General features: G+C 37.2%; 15 protein-coding genes and 2 tRNA genes. 15 read left to right on the top strand and 2 right to left on the bottom strand.

The features are described 5' to 3' along the window. Positions 1-132: 132 nt before the first annotated feature. From pth to B371_RS0116080, 12 genes are all read left to right on the top strand, one after another. Positions 133-702 carry an aminoacyl-tRNA hydrolase gene (gene pth / locus B371_RS0116135; protein WP_019415345.1) on the top strand — a complete coding sequence of 190 codons (570 nt, stop codon included), beginning with the start codon at positions 133-135 and terminating at the stop codon, positions 700-702. Positions 703-749: 47 nt separating this feature from the next. Then, complete coding sequence (locus B371_RS0116130) at positions 750-977, top strand: anti-sigma-F factor Fin (protein WP_019415344.1); 228 nt, start codon at positions 750-752, stop codon at positions 975-977. A gap of 213 nt (positions 978-1,190) precedes the next feature. Further along, positions 1,191-4,736, top strand: a complete 3,546-nt coding sequence (gene mfd / locus B371_RS0116125) for a transcription-repair coupling factor (RefSeq protein WP_019415343.1) — start codon at positions 1,191-1,193, stop codon at positions 4,734-4,736. Positions 4,737-4,825: 89 nt separating this feature from the next. Further along, positions 4,826-5,362 carry a stage V sporulation protein T gene (spoVT, locus tag B371_RS0116120; protein WP_019415342.1) on the top strand — a complete coding sequence of 179 codons (537 nt, stop codon included), beginning with the start codon at positions 4,826-4,828 and terminating at the stop codon, positions 5,360-5,362. Between the two features lie 184 nt (positions 5,363-5,546). Then, positions 5,547-5,699 carry a hypothetical protein gene (locus B371_RS23615; RefSeq protein WP_019415341.1) on the top strand — a complete coding sequence of 51 codons (153 nt, stop codon included), beginning with the start codon at positions 5,547-5,549 and terminating at the stop codon, positions 5,697-5,699. An 81-nt stretch (positions 5,700-5,780) separates the two neighbouring features. Then, on the top strand, positions 5,781-7,388 hold the full coding sequence (locus B371_RS0116110; RefSeq protein ID WP_019415340.1) for a polysaccharide biosynthesis protein: 1,608 nt from the start codon (positions 5,781-5,783) through the stop codon (positions 7,386-7,388). Positions 7,389-7,402: 14 nt separating this feature from the next. Continuing rightward, a complete protein-coding gene (mazG, locus tag B371_RS0116105) occupies positions 7,403-8,866 on the top strand; it encodes a nucleoside triphosphate pyrophosphohydrolase (protein WP_019415339.1) in 1,464 nt (487 codons plus the stop codon). A 1-nt stretch (position 8,867) separates the two neighbouring features. Next, positions 8,868-9,158: an RNA-binding S4 domain-containing protein gene (locus B371_RS0116100; protein WP_019415338.1), complete on the top strand. Its 291-nt coding sequence runs from the start codon at positions 8,868-8,870 to the stop codon at positions 9,156-9,158. Between the two features lie 79 nt (positions 9,159-9,237). Then, the gene (yabP, locus tag B371_RS0116095; RefSeq protein ID WP_019415337.1) at positions 9,238-9,537 is read left to right on the top strand and encodes a sporulation protein YabP; all 300 of its coding nucleotides are present in this window, start codon (positions 9,238-9,240) and stop codon (positions 9,535-9,537) included. After that, positions 9,534-9,995, top strand: coding sequence for a spore cortex biosynthesis protein YabQ (yabQ, locus tag B371_RS0116090; RefSeq protein WP_237721549.1), 462 nt, complete (start codon positions 9,534-9,536; stop codon positions 9,993-9,995). The genes yabP and yabQ overlap by 4 nt, the downstream gene beginning before the upstream one ends. 48 nt (positions 9,996-10,043) lie before the next feature. Beyond that, complete coding sequence (locus B371_RS0116085) at positions 10,044-10,466, top strand: septum formation initiator family protein (RefSeq protein ID WP_369751120.1); 423 nt, start codon at positions 10,044-10,046, stop codon at positions 10,464-10,466. Positions 10,467-10,590: 124 nt separating this feature from the next. Further along, positions 10,591-11,013 (top strand): S1 domain-containing RNA-binding protein, encoded by a 423-nt coding sequence (locus B371_RS0116080; protein ID WP_019415334.1) that lies wholly within the window; start codon positions 10,591-10,593, stop codon positions 11,011-11,013. Positions 11,014-11,753: 740 nt separating this feature from the next. On the opposite strand, the gene B371_RS0116075 is transcribed toward B371_RS0116080, so the two are convergent. Next, a tRNA-Glu gene (locus B371_RS0116075) sits at positions 11,754-11,825 on the bottom strand. A gap of 109 nt (positions 11,826-11,934) precedes the next feature. Continuing rightward, positions 11,935-12,008, bottom strand: a tRNA-Met gene (locus tag B371_RS0116070). Between the two features lie 183 nt (positions 12,009-12,191). Here B371_RS0116070 and B371_RS0116065 point away from each other — a divergent pair. The 3 genes from B371_RS0116065 to hpt are packed head-to-tail and all read left to right on the top strand — an operon-like array spanning position 12,192 to position 16,578. Continuing rightward, entirely contained in the window at positions 12,192-14,609 is a 2,418-nt protein-coding gene (locus B371_RS0116065) for a SpoIIE family protein phosphatase (RefSeq protein ID WP_019415333.1), read from the top strand. 25 nt (positions 14,610-14,634) lie between these two features. After that, positions 14,635-16,017 carry a tRNA lysidine(34) synthetase TilS gene (gene tilS, locus B371_RS0116060; protein WP_019415332.1) on the top strand — a complete coding sequence of 461 codons (1,383 nt, stop codon included), beginning with the start codon at positions 14,635-14,637 and terminating at the stop codon, positions 16,015-16,017. 18 nt (positions 16,018-16,035) lie between these two features. Further along, positions 16,036-16,578, top strand: a complete 543-nt coding sequence (gene hpt, locus B371_RS0116055) for a hypoxanthine phosphoribosyltransferase (protein ID WP_019415331.1) — start codon at positions 16,036-16,038, stop codon at positions 16,576-16,578. The last annotated feature ends 65 nt before the right edge of the window (positions 16,579-16,643 follow it).

The following is a 16,643-nucleotide window of genomic DNA, read 5'->3' as shown; positions in this document are numbered from 1 at the left end:
CTTTAAGGACCGGGCGCACTTTGTCCGGTTTTTCTTATGCAAGTGGGCTTCAGCCATTCTTCTTGCTGTATAAATAATTACGTGCTTTGTGATAAAATAAAAGGTACTAACCTTGAAAAGGACGTTTCGTTTATGAAAATGATTATCGGATTAGGCAATCCCGGAAAAACCTATGAACATACAAGGCATAATATTGGTTTTGAAGTTATAGATGAATTGGCCAATCGTTTTAATACAACCTTAAGCCAAATGAAATTCAAAGGGATGTACACAATCATTCATCAACCACAAGGCAAAATATTACTTGTAAAACCGCTCACATATATGAATTTGTCAGGTGAATGTATTGTGCCGCTAATGAATTACTACGATATCAAAGAAGAAGATATCGTTGTTATTTATGATGACTTGGATTTAGTTGTTGGTAAGATTAGACTTCGTCAAAAAGGTAGTGCTGGTGGTCACAATGGAATCAAGTCAATCATTCAACATCTAGGGACGCAAAATTTTAATCGTATTCGTATAGGAATTGACCGACCTCAAACTGGCATGAAAATACCTGACTATGTCTTGTCCGAATTTACAAAAGACGAAAAGCCTTTGATAAATGAGGTATTGAATAAAAGCGCTGATGCTTGTGAACAGTGGTTATCGTTATCTTTTCTTGATGTGATGAATCGTTTTAATGTTAATAAGGAATAAATTGAGTCCGACCGGTCTATACTAAAAAAAAGGAGGCCGGTCCGATTATGTCAATTCGTGTAAAGTGTAGACACTGCAAAAAAGAAATGGGGCATTTAACAGGCCAATCCGTATTGCAGCATGGTAGAGTTAAGCAAATGAAAGAAGAGTTCTCGGAAGAATTTATTACTGAAAATGAAGAGGGTATACTAACCGTAAACAGTATTTGTGAGCATTGTGAAAAATCTCTGCTGGATAATCCAGACTACTATGCTATGCAAAAATGGATACAATAAGAAGTAGCTTTGGCGTGGGTTTCGCGCACAAAGCCTTTTTCTGTTTTGGTCTCTCGCGATATGGGTCACGAAGGGGTTGCGACAGGACGTTGCAATCTTAGCCTTCGTTCTTTCGCATTTTTACGCTCTCTAGCGCATTAAATAATGCTTCTTCCACATTTCATGTTATAGGGCTAGATAGACACTGTGCGCTTCTCTTATAAGGAGGTTCTTATGGAATCATTACATCAATTATTTATGAAAGACCATCATATTAATGAATTACTAACAGATATTCAAAAAGGAATTGATCAACAACTAGTTACAGGGCTGGTTGGAGGTGCACGACCACTCTTCATTCAATCTATTGCAATAGAGACGGAGAAACCGATTTTAGTAGTTTCACCGAATTTGTTGCAGGCTCAGCGATTATTTGAAGACATGGTAAAGCTACTTGGAGAAGATAAAGTACGCTTATATCCTGCCGATGAGTTGATTGCTGCTGATTTATCAGCATCAAGTCCCGAACTTCGTGCTGGACGTATTGAAACGCTTGAATTTATGCATTCTAACAAGCGCGGGGTTGTTATAACACCAATAGCGGGACTTCGTCGTCACATGCCAAATCTGAAACAATGGAAAGCGAGTCGTCTTGAAACTTCAATTGGTAAAGAAGTGAATTTGGACGAGTGGCTTGAACAGTTGGTTGCAATGGGTTACTCCAGACAATCGATAGTTACTGCTCCCGGGGAGTTTGCGCTACGTGGAGGCATTCTGGACATTTACCCAATCTATTTGGAAAATCCAATTAGACTTGAATTCTTTGATATGGAAGTCGATTCAATTCGCACATTTTCTGCGGAAGATCAACGGTCTATTAAGAAACTTAAAAAAGTATGCATTCTCCCCGCAACCGAATTTGTGTGGACGAGTAAACAACTAAGTCTCCTTGCTGAAAAATTAGAAGTGTCATTGGCTACTAGTTTAAAAAAATTAAAGAAGCCCGAAACAAAAGAGCTACTACTTAGAAATATTTCTCATGATATAGAGTTGCTTAGATCAGGTGATATACCTGAACATGTGAATAAGTATGTCTCCATTCTTGAAGATCACCCTACCTTTTTAGGCGACTATTTTGATAAAGAAGGTTTGGTGCTATTTGACGAGGTTGGACGAATCCAAGAAACAACAAATTCACTAGAACGTGAAGAAAAAGATTGGCATATATCATTGCTTGAAGAAGGTAAAACAGTTCATGATGTAAAGATCTCGTTTAGCTTTAAAGAAATTCTTGGGATGATGACTCAACGAAAGGTATATTTTTCTGTATTTGCACGTGCTTTTTCAGGAATTCCTTTGAAAAAATCGATTTCATTTTCTTGTAAACCTATGCAACATTTCCATGGACAAATGAACCTCTTGAAAAATGAAATGGAACGTTTTGAAGCCGGGAAATTTTTTGTGTTTATTTTGGCTGAAGGAAAGGAACGTCAGAAAAAAGTTAAAGATGTTCTAGAAGATTATGATATGACTAGTCATGTGTTATCTGGGAAAAGCGAGCCTGAACAACCAGGTATATATATTGTAAATGGTGAAATGTCGAATGGGTTTGAACTACCGCTCCAACGTTTAGCGGTTCTGACGGATGAGGAACTTTTTAAGCAACGACCAAAAAAGAAATCACGCCCACAAAAGATGACGAACGCTGAACGAATAAAGAGTTATTCAGAAATCAAAGCTGGTGACTTTATTGTTCATACTCATCATGGTATAGGGAAATATATTGGCATTGAAACGCTTGAAATTAATGGGATTCATAAAGATTACTTACACATTAGGTACCAAGCAGAAGATAAATTGTTTGTACCGATTGATCAAATAGATCAAATTCAAAAGTACGTGGCGTCCGAAGAAAGGCAACCTAAGCTACATAAACTAGGCGGCGCAGAGTGGAAGAAAACAAAAATAAAAGTGTCTGCTGCAGTACAAGATATTGCAGATGATTTAATAAAACTTTATGCCAAACGAGAGTCTGAAAAAGGGTATGCGTTTGAGCCTGACCAAGAAATGCAACATACATTTGAAGCGGCATTTCAATACGAAGAAACAGATGATCAATTACGTTCGATTGAAGAAGTAAAACGTGATATGGAAAGAGAAAGACCAATGGACCGCTTAGTCTGTGGGGATGTTGGATACGGGAAGACAGAAGTGGCTATTCGGGCAGCATTTAAAGCTGTGCTGGATAGTAAACAAATAGCCTTTTTAGTGCCGACGACCATTTTAGCTCAACAACATTACGAAACCATGAAAGAACGGTTTGCGGATTTTCCAGTAGAAGTAGGGTTGCTAAGTCGCTTCAGATCAAAAAAACAGCAAACTGAAACGATTAAAGGGTTAAAAGTAGGGACAATTGATGTGGTGGTTGGTACACATCGTTTGTTATCCAAAGATATCGAATACCACGATTTAGGGTTGCTTGTCGTCGATGAAGAGCAGCGGTTTGGTGTTACACACAAAGAAAAGATTAAACAAATTAAAACGAATGTTGATGTGTTGACACTAACAGCAACTCCGATCCCTAGAACGCTTCATATGTCGATGGTTGGAGTGCGTGATTTATCTGTAATTGAAACGCCTCCAGCAAATCGTTTTCCTGTCCAAACATATGTAATGGAGCAAAATAGTGCACTTGTACGAGAATCCATTGAACGTGAAATGGCAAGAGGCGGGCAATCATTTTATCTATACAATCGTGTAGAAGATATGGCACGTAAGGTAGATGAAATTCAAATGCTTGTTCCGGAAGCTCGTATTGGTTTTGCGCATGGCCAAATGACAGAAAGAGAATTAGAATCAGTAATACTTACATTTTTAGAAGGCGATTATGATGTATTAGTCACCACGACCATCATCGAAACAGGTATTGATATACCGAATGTTAATACGTTGATTGTGCAAGATGCTGATCGTATGGGACTTTCACAATTGTATCAATTAAGAGGTCGTGTTGGTCGTTCAAATCGAGTAGCTTATGCGTACTTTATGTATCAACGGGACAAGGTTTTGACAGATGTTGCTGAAAAAAGATTACAAGCAATAAAAGAATTTACAGAACTAGGTTCAGGGTTCAAGATTGCCATGCGGGATTTATCCATTCGTGGAGCAGGAAACTTGCTTGGTTCACAGCAACACGGCTTTATCGATTCAGTTGGTTTTGATTTATATGCCCAAATGCTACAAGAAGCAATCGAAGAGAAACAAAGTGGTATTGTGAAACAAGAAGAGATATCGGATGTAGAAATTTCATTACCGTTTGATGCGTATTTGCCGGACTCCTATATTCCAGATGGATTTCAAAAAATTCAGATGTATAAACGTATTAAAGCAGTGGGAAATGAGAAAGAATATGAAGACCTTGTTGATGAATTGATAGACCGTTTTGGAAATATGCCTGTTGAAGCAGAACGCTTAATGCGAATTTCACGAATAAAAGTATGGGCAAAACAAACTGACGTTGAGTCGATTAAAAAAACGAACCTTTTATTGACGATAACACTATCAATAAAAGGCACACAGAAAACGAAAGGCGCTATGTTGGTACAGTCATCATTAGACTATGGGCGAGCAGTTGGTTTTCAAATGAATTCCCTTCAACAACTGCTTATAACAATTGATGAAAAAAAACTGAATAAACATCACCCGTTTGACGTATTAGAAGCAATGATGAAATTATTATTTGAAGTCAGGAAAGAAGTAGTTACCTCTGTTGGTGAGTAATACCGATATTGCATATTTTGTCCAAACATGACGCATACTATGTTAGAAATCAGAGAAATTTGAATTTCTATTGAAAGTGAGGAACAAGGATGAAAGCTACAGGCATTGTCAGACGAATTGATGATCTCGGCCGTATCGTAATTCCGAAAGAAATTAGAAGAACGCTTCGGATTCGAGAGGGAGACCCACTGGAAATATTTACAGATCGCGATGGAGAAGTAATTTTGAAAAAATACTCCCCAATTAGTGAACTGGGTGATTTTGCTCAGGAGTATGCAGAAACGTTATATGCAACGCTCGGCACTCCGGCTTTTATTAGCGACCGAGATGAAATGATTGCAGTTGCTGGCGTATCAAAAAAAGATTATCTGAACCATCGATTATCTTCCCAAGCGGAAGAAATTCTGCAAATGCGTACGACTGTCACGGAAAAAACGGAAAAATCCGTTGAATGGATTTCGGGACAAGTCGAACAAGTAAAATCGTATTGTGTTGCACCGATTGTTGCTAGTGGAAACCCGATTGGTGCTGTTTACTTATTATCAAAAGTCCATACTATTGGAGATGCTGAAATAAAGGCAGCAGAAACTGCAGCCCACTTTTTAGCTAAACAAATGGAACACTAAATTGTGGAGAAGTCACTTTGGCTTGACTTGCTCAGGAGTTTTTAAATCAAATACTTATTTTCGAATGAGTTAAGGGGAAAAGGAAAACACTCGACATCTGTCGCATGCTTCCTGACCCGTGATGTGGCCTGTTTAGTTTGAGTTTCGCTACTGTACTGTACAACATCGAAATGGAGAGAGTCCGATGGTAAATATACTCCATGTTGGAATAATCGAAAAAAACGTCTTCTTACTAACTAAGGAGGCGTTTTTTTCATGTTATAATGTTCTTAAAATGTATGTAGATGGCTATGATACTGACTTAAAATTACTTATTTTAGAAAAGAAGCCAATATAACCTCAAGATTTCTGCTGTATATGAATCAAAGGTGAGGCAAGTAATATGAACTACATATTGCTTGATTGGATGAGGAAAATTATGACCAACGAATGGACGATGCAAAAATTCATGAAGGGCGCGGTGTTATTAACTTTTTCTGCCTTAATTGTTAAAGCGCTCAGTGCAGTTTACAGAATACCCTTTCAAAATATTGTAGGTGATCAAGGATTCTACATATACCAACAAGTGTATCCGTTTATCGGGGTGCTAACGATATGGACATCCTATGGATTTGCGGTTGCCATTTCTAAGCTTTTAGCAGATGTACATGAAGCGCAGGCTAATGAAAGAATAGCTATCTTACGTATAGCATTTATTTATTTAAGCATTATATCCATCATCGGTTTTACTTTGTTATTTACAGGAGCAGATTTGCTAGCTGCTTGGATGGGTGATCAGGAGCTTTCAAAACTATTACATACTGGCTCGTTTGTGATGCTGTTAATGCCTTTTCTCGCCCTACTGAAGGGTTCGTTTCAAGCAGAGGGTAGAATGGAACCTATTGCTTATGGACAAGTCGTTGAGCAAGTTGTACGTGTGACGGTTATTTTGGTGGGTACATTCATCGTTGTTAGGACAGGAGCCTCTTTATATACTGCCGGTAGTACAGCACTTTTAGGTGCCATAGTTGGTGAAATTGCAGGTATTATACTTCTATTGCTATATGTGCAAAAAAAATCATCACATGAATTATTTAAGAGAACTCCTAACACGATTAAAATCAGACCAATTGTCCAGAAACTTACTATCATTAGCTTAAGTGTTAGTATGAGTTCACTTATTTTGTTGTTTTTTCAACTGGTAGACTCCTTTACAGTTTTTAAAAGTCTAACTGAAGCTGGAATCAGTCGTTTAACGGCGATGGAGATGAAAGGCACATATGACAGGGGATTACCTTTAGTTCAAATGGGAATTCTCATCGCTTCGACTTTGTCACTTTCAATAGTTCCAATGATTGCTTATGCAACAAAAAAGAAGACTGGTAGAAATGCCATTCCATATGCTCAATTGACCTTCCGCATCGCACTTCTATTTGGAGTGGCAGCAACACTTGGCCTAATTTTAGTACTGCCCCCTGTTAATGAAATGTTGTTTGAGACGAGAGATTTCTCCTCAACAATCGCGGTATTTTGTATCCAAATCTTTTGGCTTTCATTAATTTTAACAATGACATCTGTGTTACAAGGATTAGGAAAAGTAACTTTAACTGCAATATTGCTGATAATTGGGCTCACCCTTAAATGGTTTTTTAATATGTGGTTACTACCTGGTTACGGGATAATGGGAGCGGCAATTGCCAGTAATATTGGATTTGCCTTTATTGCAATAAGTTTATACTTTTATCTGTATTCAATATTGAGGATTCGATTTGCAACAATTAACTTTTACGGGCATTTAATCGTAGCTTCGATATTCATGATAATTACTGTGCTAACATGGATATTCATAGTAGATAGTTGGTTATTTGGTGGACTACCGAGTAGGATTAACGCTATGTTTACAGCCCTTACAAGTGTAGGGGTAGGTGCTATCATCTTTTTGCTTTACATTGCAAAGAGTCGAATTATCGCAGAGAAGGAATGGTTTTTATTGCCTTTTGGACGGAGAATGGCAATGGTGCAATTGTGGTTAAACAGTAAAAAATGAAGGTGGTGACAATTGTGAATACGATTACAGTGATTGGCTTAGGAGCAGGAGATTTAGAACAATTACCACTGGGTGTATATAAAAAGTTATTAAAAGCACAACGACTTTATGTGCGAACCGCTGAACATCCAGTACTTAAAGAATTACTAAATGAAGGGATTTCCTATGAGAGTTTCGATGCCATTTATGAAAAACATGATGAATTCCAAACTGTCTATAAAGAGATTGTAGAAACATTAATCACATTAGCACAATCTAACAATGTGCATTATGCGGTTCCCGGACATCCCTTAGTTGCAGAACAAACCGTTCAATGGTTAGTAGATGCTGAAAAAGAGGGCCGCATCCAACTTGAAATTGTTGGTGGTCAAAGCTTTTTAGATCCAATATTTAATGCATTGCGTATTGATCCAATTGAAGGCTTCCAATTATTGGATGGGACGGTGTTTAAACGAGACGATGTACAAATGTCACAACACGTATTAATTGCCCAAGTATATGATGCATTTAGTGCTTCTGAAGTGAAGTTAACGTTAATGGAAAAATATCCAGAAGATTATCCAGTAACCATAGTAACAGCTGCTGGTACTAGCAAAGAAGTGCTGAGAGTTGTTCCTTTATACGAACTCGATCGTGCTACAGAATTAAATAATTTAACGACAATCTATGTTCCTCCGGTTACTAGCCGTGAAGAGCGTATTAAAGAGTGGTCAACATTCAGAGAAATTATTACAAAGCTCCGTGCGCCTGATGGCTGTCCGTGGGATCGTGAACAAACACATGAGACATTAAAAAAATATTTAATAGAAGAAGTTCATGAATTTTTACAAGCTGTAAATGATCAAGATGATGATGGAATGATTGAAGAACTAGGGGACGTTTTGCTTCAAGTGTTTTTACATGCCCAGATTGGGGAAGATAATGGATACTTTAGTTTAGAAGATGTTCTTGAAAGTGTTTCGTCTAAAATGATTCACAGACATCCGCATGTCTTTGGAAATGTACAAGTTGAAAGTTCAGAAGACGTATTGCAAAATTGGCAACAGTTGAAGTTGGCTGAAAAAGGTCAGCAAACACAGCGAGTTTTAGATGGGCTAGAGCGTTCAGATTCATCACTATTAACATCTTTTAATTATCAAAAAGCAGCGAGTAAAGTAGGATTTGATTGGCAGGATCCGGAAGGTGTATGGTTGAAGTTTGAAGAGGAATGGCTAGAGTTTAAACAAGAAATTAAAGTAGGGTCAGCCGGATCACAACTTGACGAATTAGGAGATGTACTTTTTACCATTATTAATGTCGCCCGTTTCTACGGTCTATCGCCTGAAGAAGCGATGATGCATGCCAATCGAAAATTCAGAAACAGATTCGACTATGTGGAAGATAAAGTAAATCAAGATAAAGGTAAATTTAGTGCATATACATTAGATGAACTCGAAGTATTTTGGCAACAAGCTAAGAATCGAAAAGGTGGGGAATAAAATGAGATTAGATAAATTTTTAAAAGTTTCTCGTTTGATTAAACGACGTACACTTGCAAAAGAAGTAGCAGATCAAGGGCGTATTACGGTTAATGGAAAAGTGAGCAAAGCAAGCTCAGTGATTAAAGTAGGCGATGAACTAGGCATTCGCTTTGGTCAAAAAGTTGTAACAGCACGAATTGAAATGCTAAAAGAAGCAGTGAAAAAGGAACAATCAACAATGATGTTTACCATTTTAAAAGAAGAGAGACTCGAAAAAGTGGATCCTGAGTTTGTCGATGATGAAGATTAAATTAGGCTAAGGTAAAGTGGTCTACTTTTTTACTTGTCCGCATATAGTTAATGGACTGGACAAGTAAAGGAGGAATTTTATGCAATATCAAGCTGAACATGCATCCATCTCGATTCCATCAGGAGATCACGTCGTTAGTTTACGTAATCGCAAGCGTATGGACTTAACATCCGTAAAATCTATTGAGCGTTTTGACAAAGAAGAGTTCGCAGTCCGAACATCGCAAGGACATTTAAGTATTAAGGGTGACGAATTGCGCATAGTTCATTTAGATGTGGACAAAGGGTTACTAACACTTGAAGGTAATGTGCGTTCATTCGAATATGATGAAGAAGAACGTGAACCAAACCGTAACTTCTTGAATAAATTGTTTGGATGACAATTTCTTATCAATTTTTAAGTCTGCTGGCCATGATTGCAAGTGGCGTGGCCACAGGTTTTTTAGTTGAAAGCTTTCGTGACAGTTGCCAAACTTTCCGTCCAGGTGCATTACTCAGACGTTACCAAGGATTTTTTGAAATTTTATTATGGTTGGTACTCGGAATTGCGAGTTTCTACTTATTATTTTATTTAAGAGATGGCTCTTGGAGAATATATGATCCAGCCGCTCAAATTGTTGGAATCATCAGCTATGAATTATGGTTTCGAAAACCGATGTTAATAGGGCGACGCGTGTTTGTACGCCTAGTCATTCAGCCTATTTGGTGGATACTCCAATTAATTACGAAAATCATTCACCGTATAGTTCGTATCTTCATTAACCTACTAACGCTAATATTTTGGCCATTTATAAAATTAAGTAAAAAAATGAACCTAAGGTCCCTTAAAAAAACTTGAATTATCAGTTATAATAACAAATAAATTGTGACTGGTATATAATTAGGGGTGAACTACTTGGGCGTAAATAATCATAATAACGAAGAGGACCGAAACATCTCATCCATTAATAAAGATTACGTTCGGTCAGTTGAAAGAAAAGAGAAACGTCAAAAAGCACATAAAGTTCGTCTAATTAGACGTTTGTCTGCTTTTGCTGTCATTGTTGTTGTCGTTATGGGATGGTTAACGATTACCTTGTTTAACCAAACACAAGCACTCGCTGCAAAAGAAGAGAAAAAAGAAGAAACACTACAAATATTAGAAGAAGTTAGATATGAACAAGAAATGTTAAATTCACAAATTCTTAAATTAAATGATGATGAATATATTGCGAAGCTTGCTAGAAAAGAATACTTTCTTTCCGATAAAGGGGAAATTATTTTTGCTATTCCCGAAAAAAGTGACAAAAACAACAACTCAAAAGAGTAGTCTTATTGACACTCTTTTTTTGTTGGTTATAATTAAAAGTGAAGACTTTTAATTTTGAGTCTGCTAATACGATTACAAGGCTTCAAAGAAGCCGGTTTAATTTTTAAGGAGGAGCATTTTTTTTATGTCAATTGAAGTAGGCAGCAAGGTAGAAGGTAAAGTAACAGGAATCACAAATTTCGGAGCATTCGTCGAACTTCCAGGTGGCTCTACAGGTCTTGTTCATATCAGTGAAGTCGCTGACAACTATGTGAAAGATATCAACGAGCATTTGAAAGTCGGAGATATGGTTGAAGTAAAAGTGATGAATGTCGAAGCTGATGGAAAAATCGGCCTATCCATTCGGAAAGCCAAGCCACAAGTTGAGCGACCAGAACGTCCTCAACGTCCACGCCCGAATAATCGTCAAAACGATCGAGACCGTCCATTTAAAGAGAATTTCGAGCAAAAAATGGCGCGTTTCTTAAAAGATAGTGAAGATCGTTTGACTACTTTGAAACGTGCAACAGAATCGAAGCGTGGTGGTCGTGGCGCAAAACGAGGATAATTTGCTGGCTGTTTTGATTGTAGAAAAAGTGTCTTTGTATAGCATCTCTGCTGACATGCAGAGATGTTTTTTGTGTTTTTAGAAGAGAATATTTAAAATATATGAATTAATTAACACCCCCAAAACTTAGAAATCTAAGTTTTGGGGATGTTAACTGCATAGTTCCAAAGTTGATAATCCAAGGTCGAAGAAGCTCAATTATCAAATACGGAAAAAGTAGTGAAGAAGGAAAGGAAATTAGTAAAAGGGTATCTCAATATAAAAAGAGAAATAGATCAGACATGGTTAGAATCTTGCGAGATTTATCATTAAAGCAAAGTATGAGTCCTTACGCACCTGGAAAATGGTCGCCGAATGGAATCGTTTTATTTTTGAACATCGCCTACCCATGATGAAAGAAAATGCTGAACTTGAACCGTTTCCATTATTAAGAAGTTAGATGAACGAGCTGCAACACTTGCGGCTAAACATTCGAAGAAACGATTGCTTATGCAAAAAGGGAACGGCAACGCATTACGTTAAAACTTGAAGAAATAGAAGAGGACGAATGGGACAAGGAATTTTGTGTTAGAAAACAAGCTTTGTCGATTAGGAAATTTTTTATAAACTTCTCTGAACGCGATCAGCATCATATACGGCAAATTGAGCTAGTTAGAGTGGTTAATTAAATTGAATTGTAATTTGAGGTATTAAAAACAAAAAAATCTACAAAAGACAAACGTCTCTTGTAGATTTTTTAATGACCCCTACGGGATTCGAACCCGTGTTACCGCCGTGAAAGGGCGGTGTCTTAACCGCTTGACCAAGGGGCCAGGATGTAATATGAGTTTTATGACAAGTTATTATCGTCAAAATGCACTGCCTCTCGACATACATTTTGAAATCCTAATTTTGTTTCAACACTATAATTCTAGTAATAAATGGCGGCCGAGGGGATCGAACCCCCGACCTCACGGGTATGAACCGTACGCTCTAGCCAGCTGAGCTAGGCCGCCGTTTTTAAGACATTTATAATAATACAATCCTATATATAATACTGTCAAGAAGTCTTTTACAAAACTTATCCCGTTTCTTCTGATATTTCGTCGAAATGTTTTTTTTCATCCTGTCATGAAAAGACAAACTTTAAACGAATCTTCTCATATAATGGGAACCATCGTAAGGAAGGGATTGGTTTCATGAAGTCGTTATCAACTGATGGTATAAAGAAAATGACTATTTGGAACAGTTGGATACCAGTAGTTAAAAAGAAGAAACTGAAAATCATATTATCCATATTTATTTTGTTTTTTGCATTCTTCTTATCGAAGGCTGTGTTATTTGAAGCGGTCGTTCCGTTTTTTCTGCCTATTTGGGCTGTTGTTGCAAGGCGGTATCCTCGGTATTTACCTTTTGTTTGGATTGGAGGTCTCAGCGGAAGCTTGACCCTTGGAATTGGACAAACCATTTTACATGTTTTGCTAGTCGGTTGCTATGAAGTGGTAAGTCGTGTTGTGAAAAACAAGAAATTCATCCCATTTCAAGTAGCCTTGGTAATATTGCTTGTACAGGTTGGGTGGCAAGGGGTTTCGTATAGCGGAGATATCCCGTTATCAGTAGCTTTAATGATACTGTATGAAGGTATTTTATCTGCAGTTATGACAGTCTTTTTATTTCAATTATTTACACCTTTACATTCATTAAATACAGCGAAATGGACATTTGAACGAATAGGTGCAGCTGTGATAGTAGGTGCTTTAATATTAACGGGAATGAGCGGGTTGTTATTTGGTGTCATTTCAATTCCACTCGTGCTAGTTCATATTGTCCTTCTTGGTGGGGTAAGTGTTGGAGGGATTTTTGTAGGAACTGCTGTTGCCACAATAATGGGAACAATTCTTAGCCTATCTCAACTATCATATAGCGGCATGATTGCGGTTTATGCCTTGTCGGGATTATGTGCAGGGTTGTTTCAAAATAAAGGTCGTGTATGGATTGCTACTGGTTCTCTTGCAGCTGCACTATTCTTCACTGTATATGACGCGACTTTGCCTTTAGATAAAGTTTATTTTGCTTCACTCTCGAGTGCGATAATGATTTATTTTATATTACCTATTTCTTGGATAAACTATGTTCAGAATCAATTGTTTCCAAAGGCGTCATCAGTACTTTTCAAAAGGGAGCAATGGCTAACAGACAAAGTAAATACTCAATTATACGATTTCCAACAATTCGTTGAATTTATTACACAACTGGTTAACGATCGCTTCCCAACTCAAAAAGAAATTGCTTCAACTACTCAAGCACCAGAATATTCTGTATGCGGAACCTGTTTTCGACAAGAGAAATGTTGGGGTGTCGTTGGTCAAGGGATGTACCCGGTGGTCGAGGATTGGAAAGAGAATCGTGGTCATACAAAGTCTGGTGTACGTTATCGTTTAAATGATCGAATTCAAGAAAAATGTGTACGTTCGAGTGGATTCATTGATGCACTTGAAGAAGAGTATGCAAACAATAAACTAGCTGGACATTACGCACACGGTAAAAAAATGCTTGCTTATCAATTACGTGACATGAGTCAGCATGTAAGTGATTTAATGGCTGATCTACAGTTTAATGAAACTAATCACGAGTCGGAAGAAGAGAAAATTTCTAAACGTCTAGATGATGCAAAAATAGCTCACTTTCAAATTGATATGCTTTCTGAAGAACCAGGAGAGAGAAAAATAGTATTTTGTTTACCTGTAAAACAAGCAGAATGGGAAACCAATCAAATGATAGGAGAGAGACTTATCATTCCTATACTTCACGAATTATATGATGAACCATTCGAAATTAGTCGTACTTCTGAAATACAAGACCCATTTACTCATATTCAAATTACCTTTATATCTGCAGTAAGGTTCAAGTATGAATACTCGGTGTTTACTAGATCATCTCAAAATACTGTTTATTCTGGTGATACACATAGCGTCATTCCTTTGCACAAAGGATTAGTTGCATTTGTGTTATCTGATGGAATGGGTCAAAATATGGAAGCATACCATGAAAGCAGAAAAGTTATTCGTTTGTTACGTGAATGCCTACAACATCAAATGAATCCAGAAACAGCATTGCATACCTTACATTACGTAATGTCACTCAAGCATCATTCGGATTTGTATGCAACAGTGGATTTAGCATTACTGGATTTACAGCAAGGTAAATTATGGTCCTTTAAAGCAGGAAGTATGTCTACGTATTTACTCAGAGGGAAAACGTGTGTAAGGATTGATAGTCAAAGCTTACCTATTGGTTTCTTACCAACCATGTCAGTCGACGCAGAAGAACGTATAGTAAAAGATGGAGATATATTAGTGATGCTGTCAGACGGGATGTTTTCTCCAGATTACTCCCTAGAAGAACAGGAGAACGAGCTTATCCGATTAATGAAGAAGCATGAATCATCACCAACGGGGTCACTAGCTGATTTACTAGTGGCAGAATTTAACCGTAAATATCCCGCTACTGAAGATGACCGAACGTTAATTGTTGTCAAAATGAAACACGCTGTTCCAGAATGGTCACTATTTTCTCCATCTTATCGAAATATTTCCCGGGAAAGAATGGTAAAATAGAATAAAGAAAAGAGGTGACAAGAAGTTGAATTTTCGTAATCAGATTATGTTATATAATCAAAAATACCAATTGATAAGAGATGGAGATCTACTTCTTGTCGCATGTTCCGGAGGGGCTGATTCAATTGCGCTCCTCGTTTTTTTAAACCAGGAAAAAGATTTTTTAGGGATTGGAATTGGTTGTATACATGCAAATCACGGTTTAAGAGGTGAAGAGTCAGAAGAAGATGAACGTTTTGTGAAAATGGCATGCCACAATTTGGACATTCCTTTTTATAGTAAAACTCTACCAATACAAGATATCGTTCAACATGAGAATGGGAATTTACAGGATATATGTCGTCGAGAGCGTTATTATTTCTTTGAACAAGTGATGAAAGAACAGGGATACAATAAACTTGCTGTAGCGCATCACGCAGATGATCAAGTTGAATCGGTATTTATGGGTTTAACTAGAGGGACTAGAACAAACGGAATGTATTCAAAACGTCACTTTGGGACCGGTGAGCTAATTCGTCCTTTACTATCAGTAACACGAAAACAAATTGAAAATTATTTGGACAAAGAGAACTTTACATATCGTGAAGATTCAAGTAATAAAAAAGATACATATACACGTAATCGTTTTCGCCATTCTATCGTACCTCTAGTCCGGGAAGAAAACCCAAATGTTGCTGAGGTGATTACCCATTGGACACAGAACCAGCAACAAGATGAGCAATTGTTGGAAAAACTAGCTGTGAAAGAATATGAAAAAATAATCATATCATCTACCTTTCGTTCCATTTCTATTGACATACAATTATTTCAAGACATTGAGTTTGCTTTACAAAAAAGGGTCATTCTACTACTATTAAACTATATATATCCTAATAAAAGTTTATGGTTGAGTCATTCACTCATTGAACAAATCCATAATCAGTGTCTCGAAAGTGATGGATCAAGGGAGATTCATCTTCCAAAAGGAAGAAAAGTGCTCCGCCACTACTCGACGATGCTTTTTTCTTTTGAGTCAATTGAATCATCTATTAGCGCGTTAACGATTCTTGTTGCCGGGGAGTGGACATCTGTGAACTCTTTACGGATAATATTGTGTAATCGAGATGATATGCTTTGTCTTGATGACGGATGGTATGTAACACTAGAACCAAGTGAACTACCTATTCGTATGCGAGGAAGACAACGGGATGACCGATTGTTGTTAAAAGGGATGAAAGAGTCAAAACGATTGTCCCGTTTAATGATTGACGAAAAAATTCCTAGACATTCTCGCGAATCAATTTCATTGCTTGAGACACAACAAGGAGATATTATTGGTGTTCCAGGTGTTCGTTTAGGTGCACGATTTACCAAAGAGCCACACGCTGGTTGGACACATAAGTTGAGGATTGAAGAAGAGAGCTACTAAGTTCGAGGAGGAACCGATATGTTAGAAAAAGATATTCAAGAAGTATTAATTTCTGAAGATCAAATACAAGCAAAAATTCTTGAATTAGGAGAAGTCCTAACTGCTGATTATAAAGACAAGTTTCCTCTTGCAATTGGTGTACTTAAAGGAGCAATGCCATTTATGGCTGACCTTATGAAACGAATGGACGTTTATATGGAAATGGATTTCATGGACGTATCAAGTTATGGGAATGCCACATTTTCTTCAGGTGAAGTGAAAATTGTGAAAGATTTGAATACAAGTGTTGAAGGTCGTGACGTACTAATTATAGAAGATATAATTGATAGTGGGTTAACGCTCAGCTATTTAGTTGATCTTTTTAAATATCGTAAAGCAAAATCAGTTAAAGTAGTTACACTTCTCGATAAGCCCACTGGTCGTAAGGTAGATTTATATGTTGACTATATTGGCTTTAAAGTACCGGATGCGTTCGTAGTAGGGTATGGATTAGATTACATGGAAAAATATCGTAACTTACCGTATGTAGGTGTTTTGAAGAAAGAAGTTTACTCGTTTTAATAAATAGTATATAGAATTCTATTTTTAATAAATTAAATATTGAGGTTTAAAAGGCAAGGCTTATT

Source organism: Paenisporosarcina sp. TG20, from assembly GCF_000286315.1.
Lineage (GTDB): Bacteria > Bacillota > Bacilli > Bacillales_A > Planococcaceae > Paenisporosarcina.
Note: the sequence above shows the minus strand (reverse complement) of the source record. Positions and strands in the feature narration are given on the sequence as shown.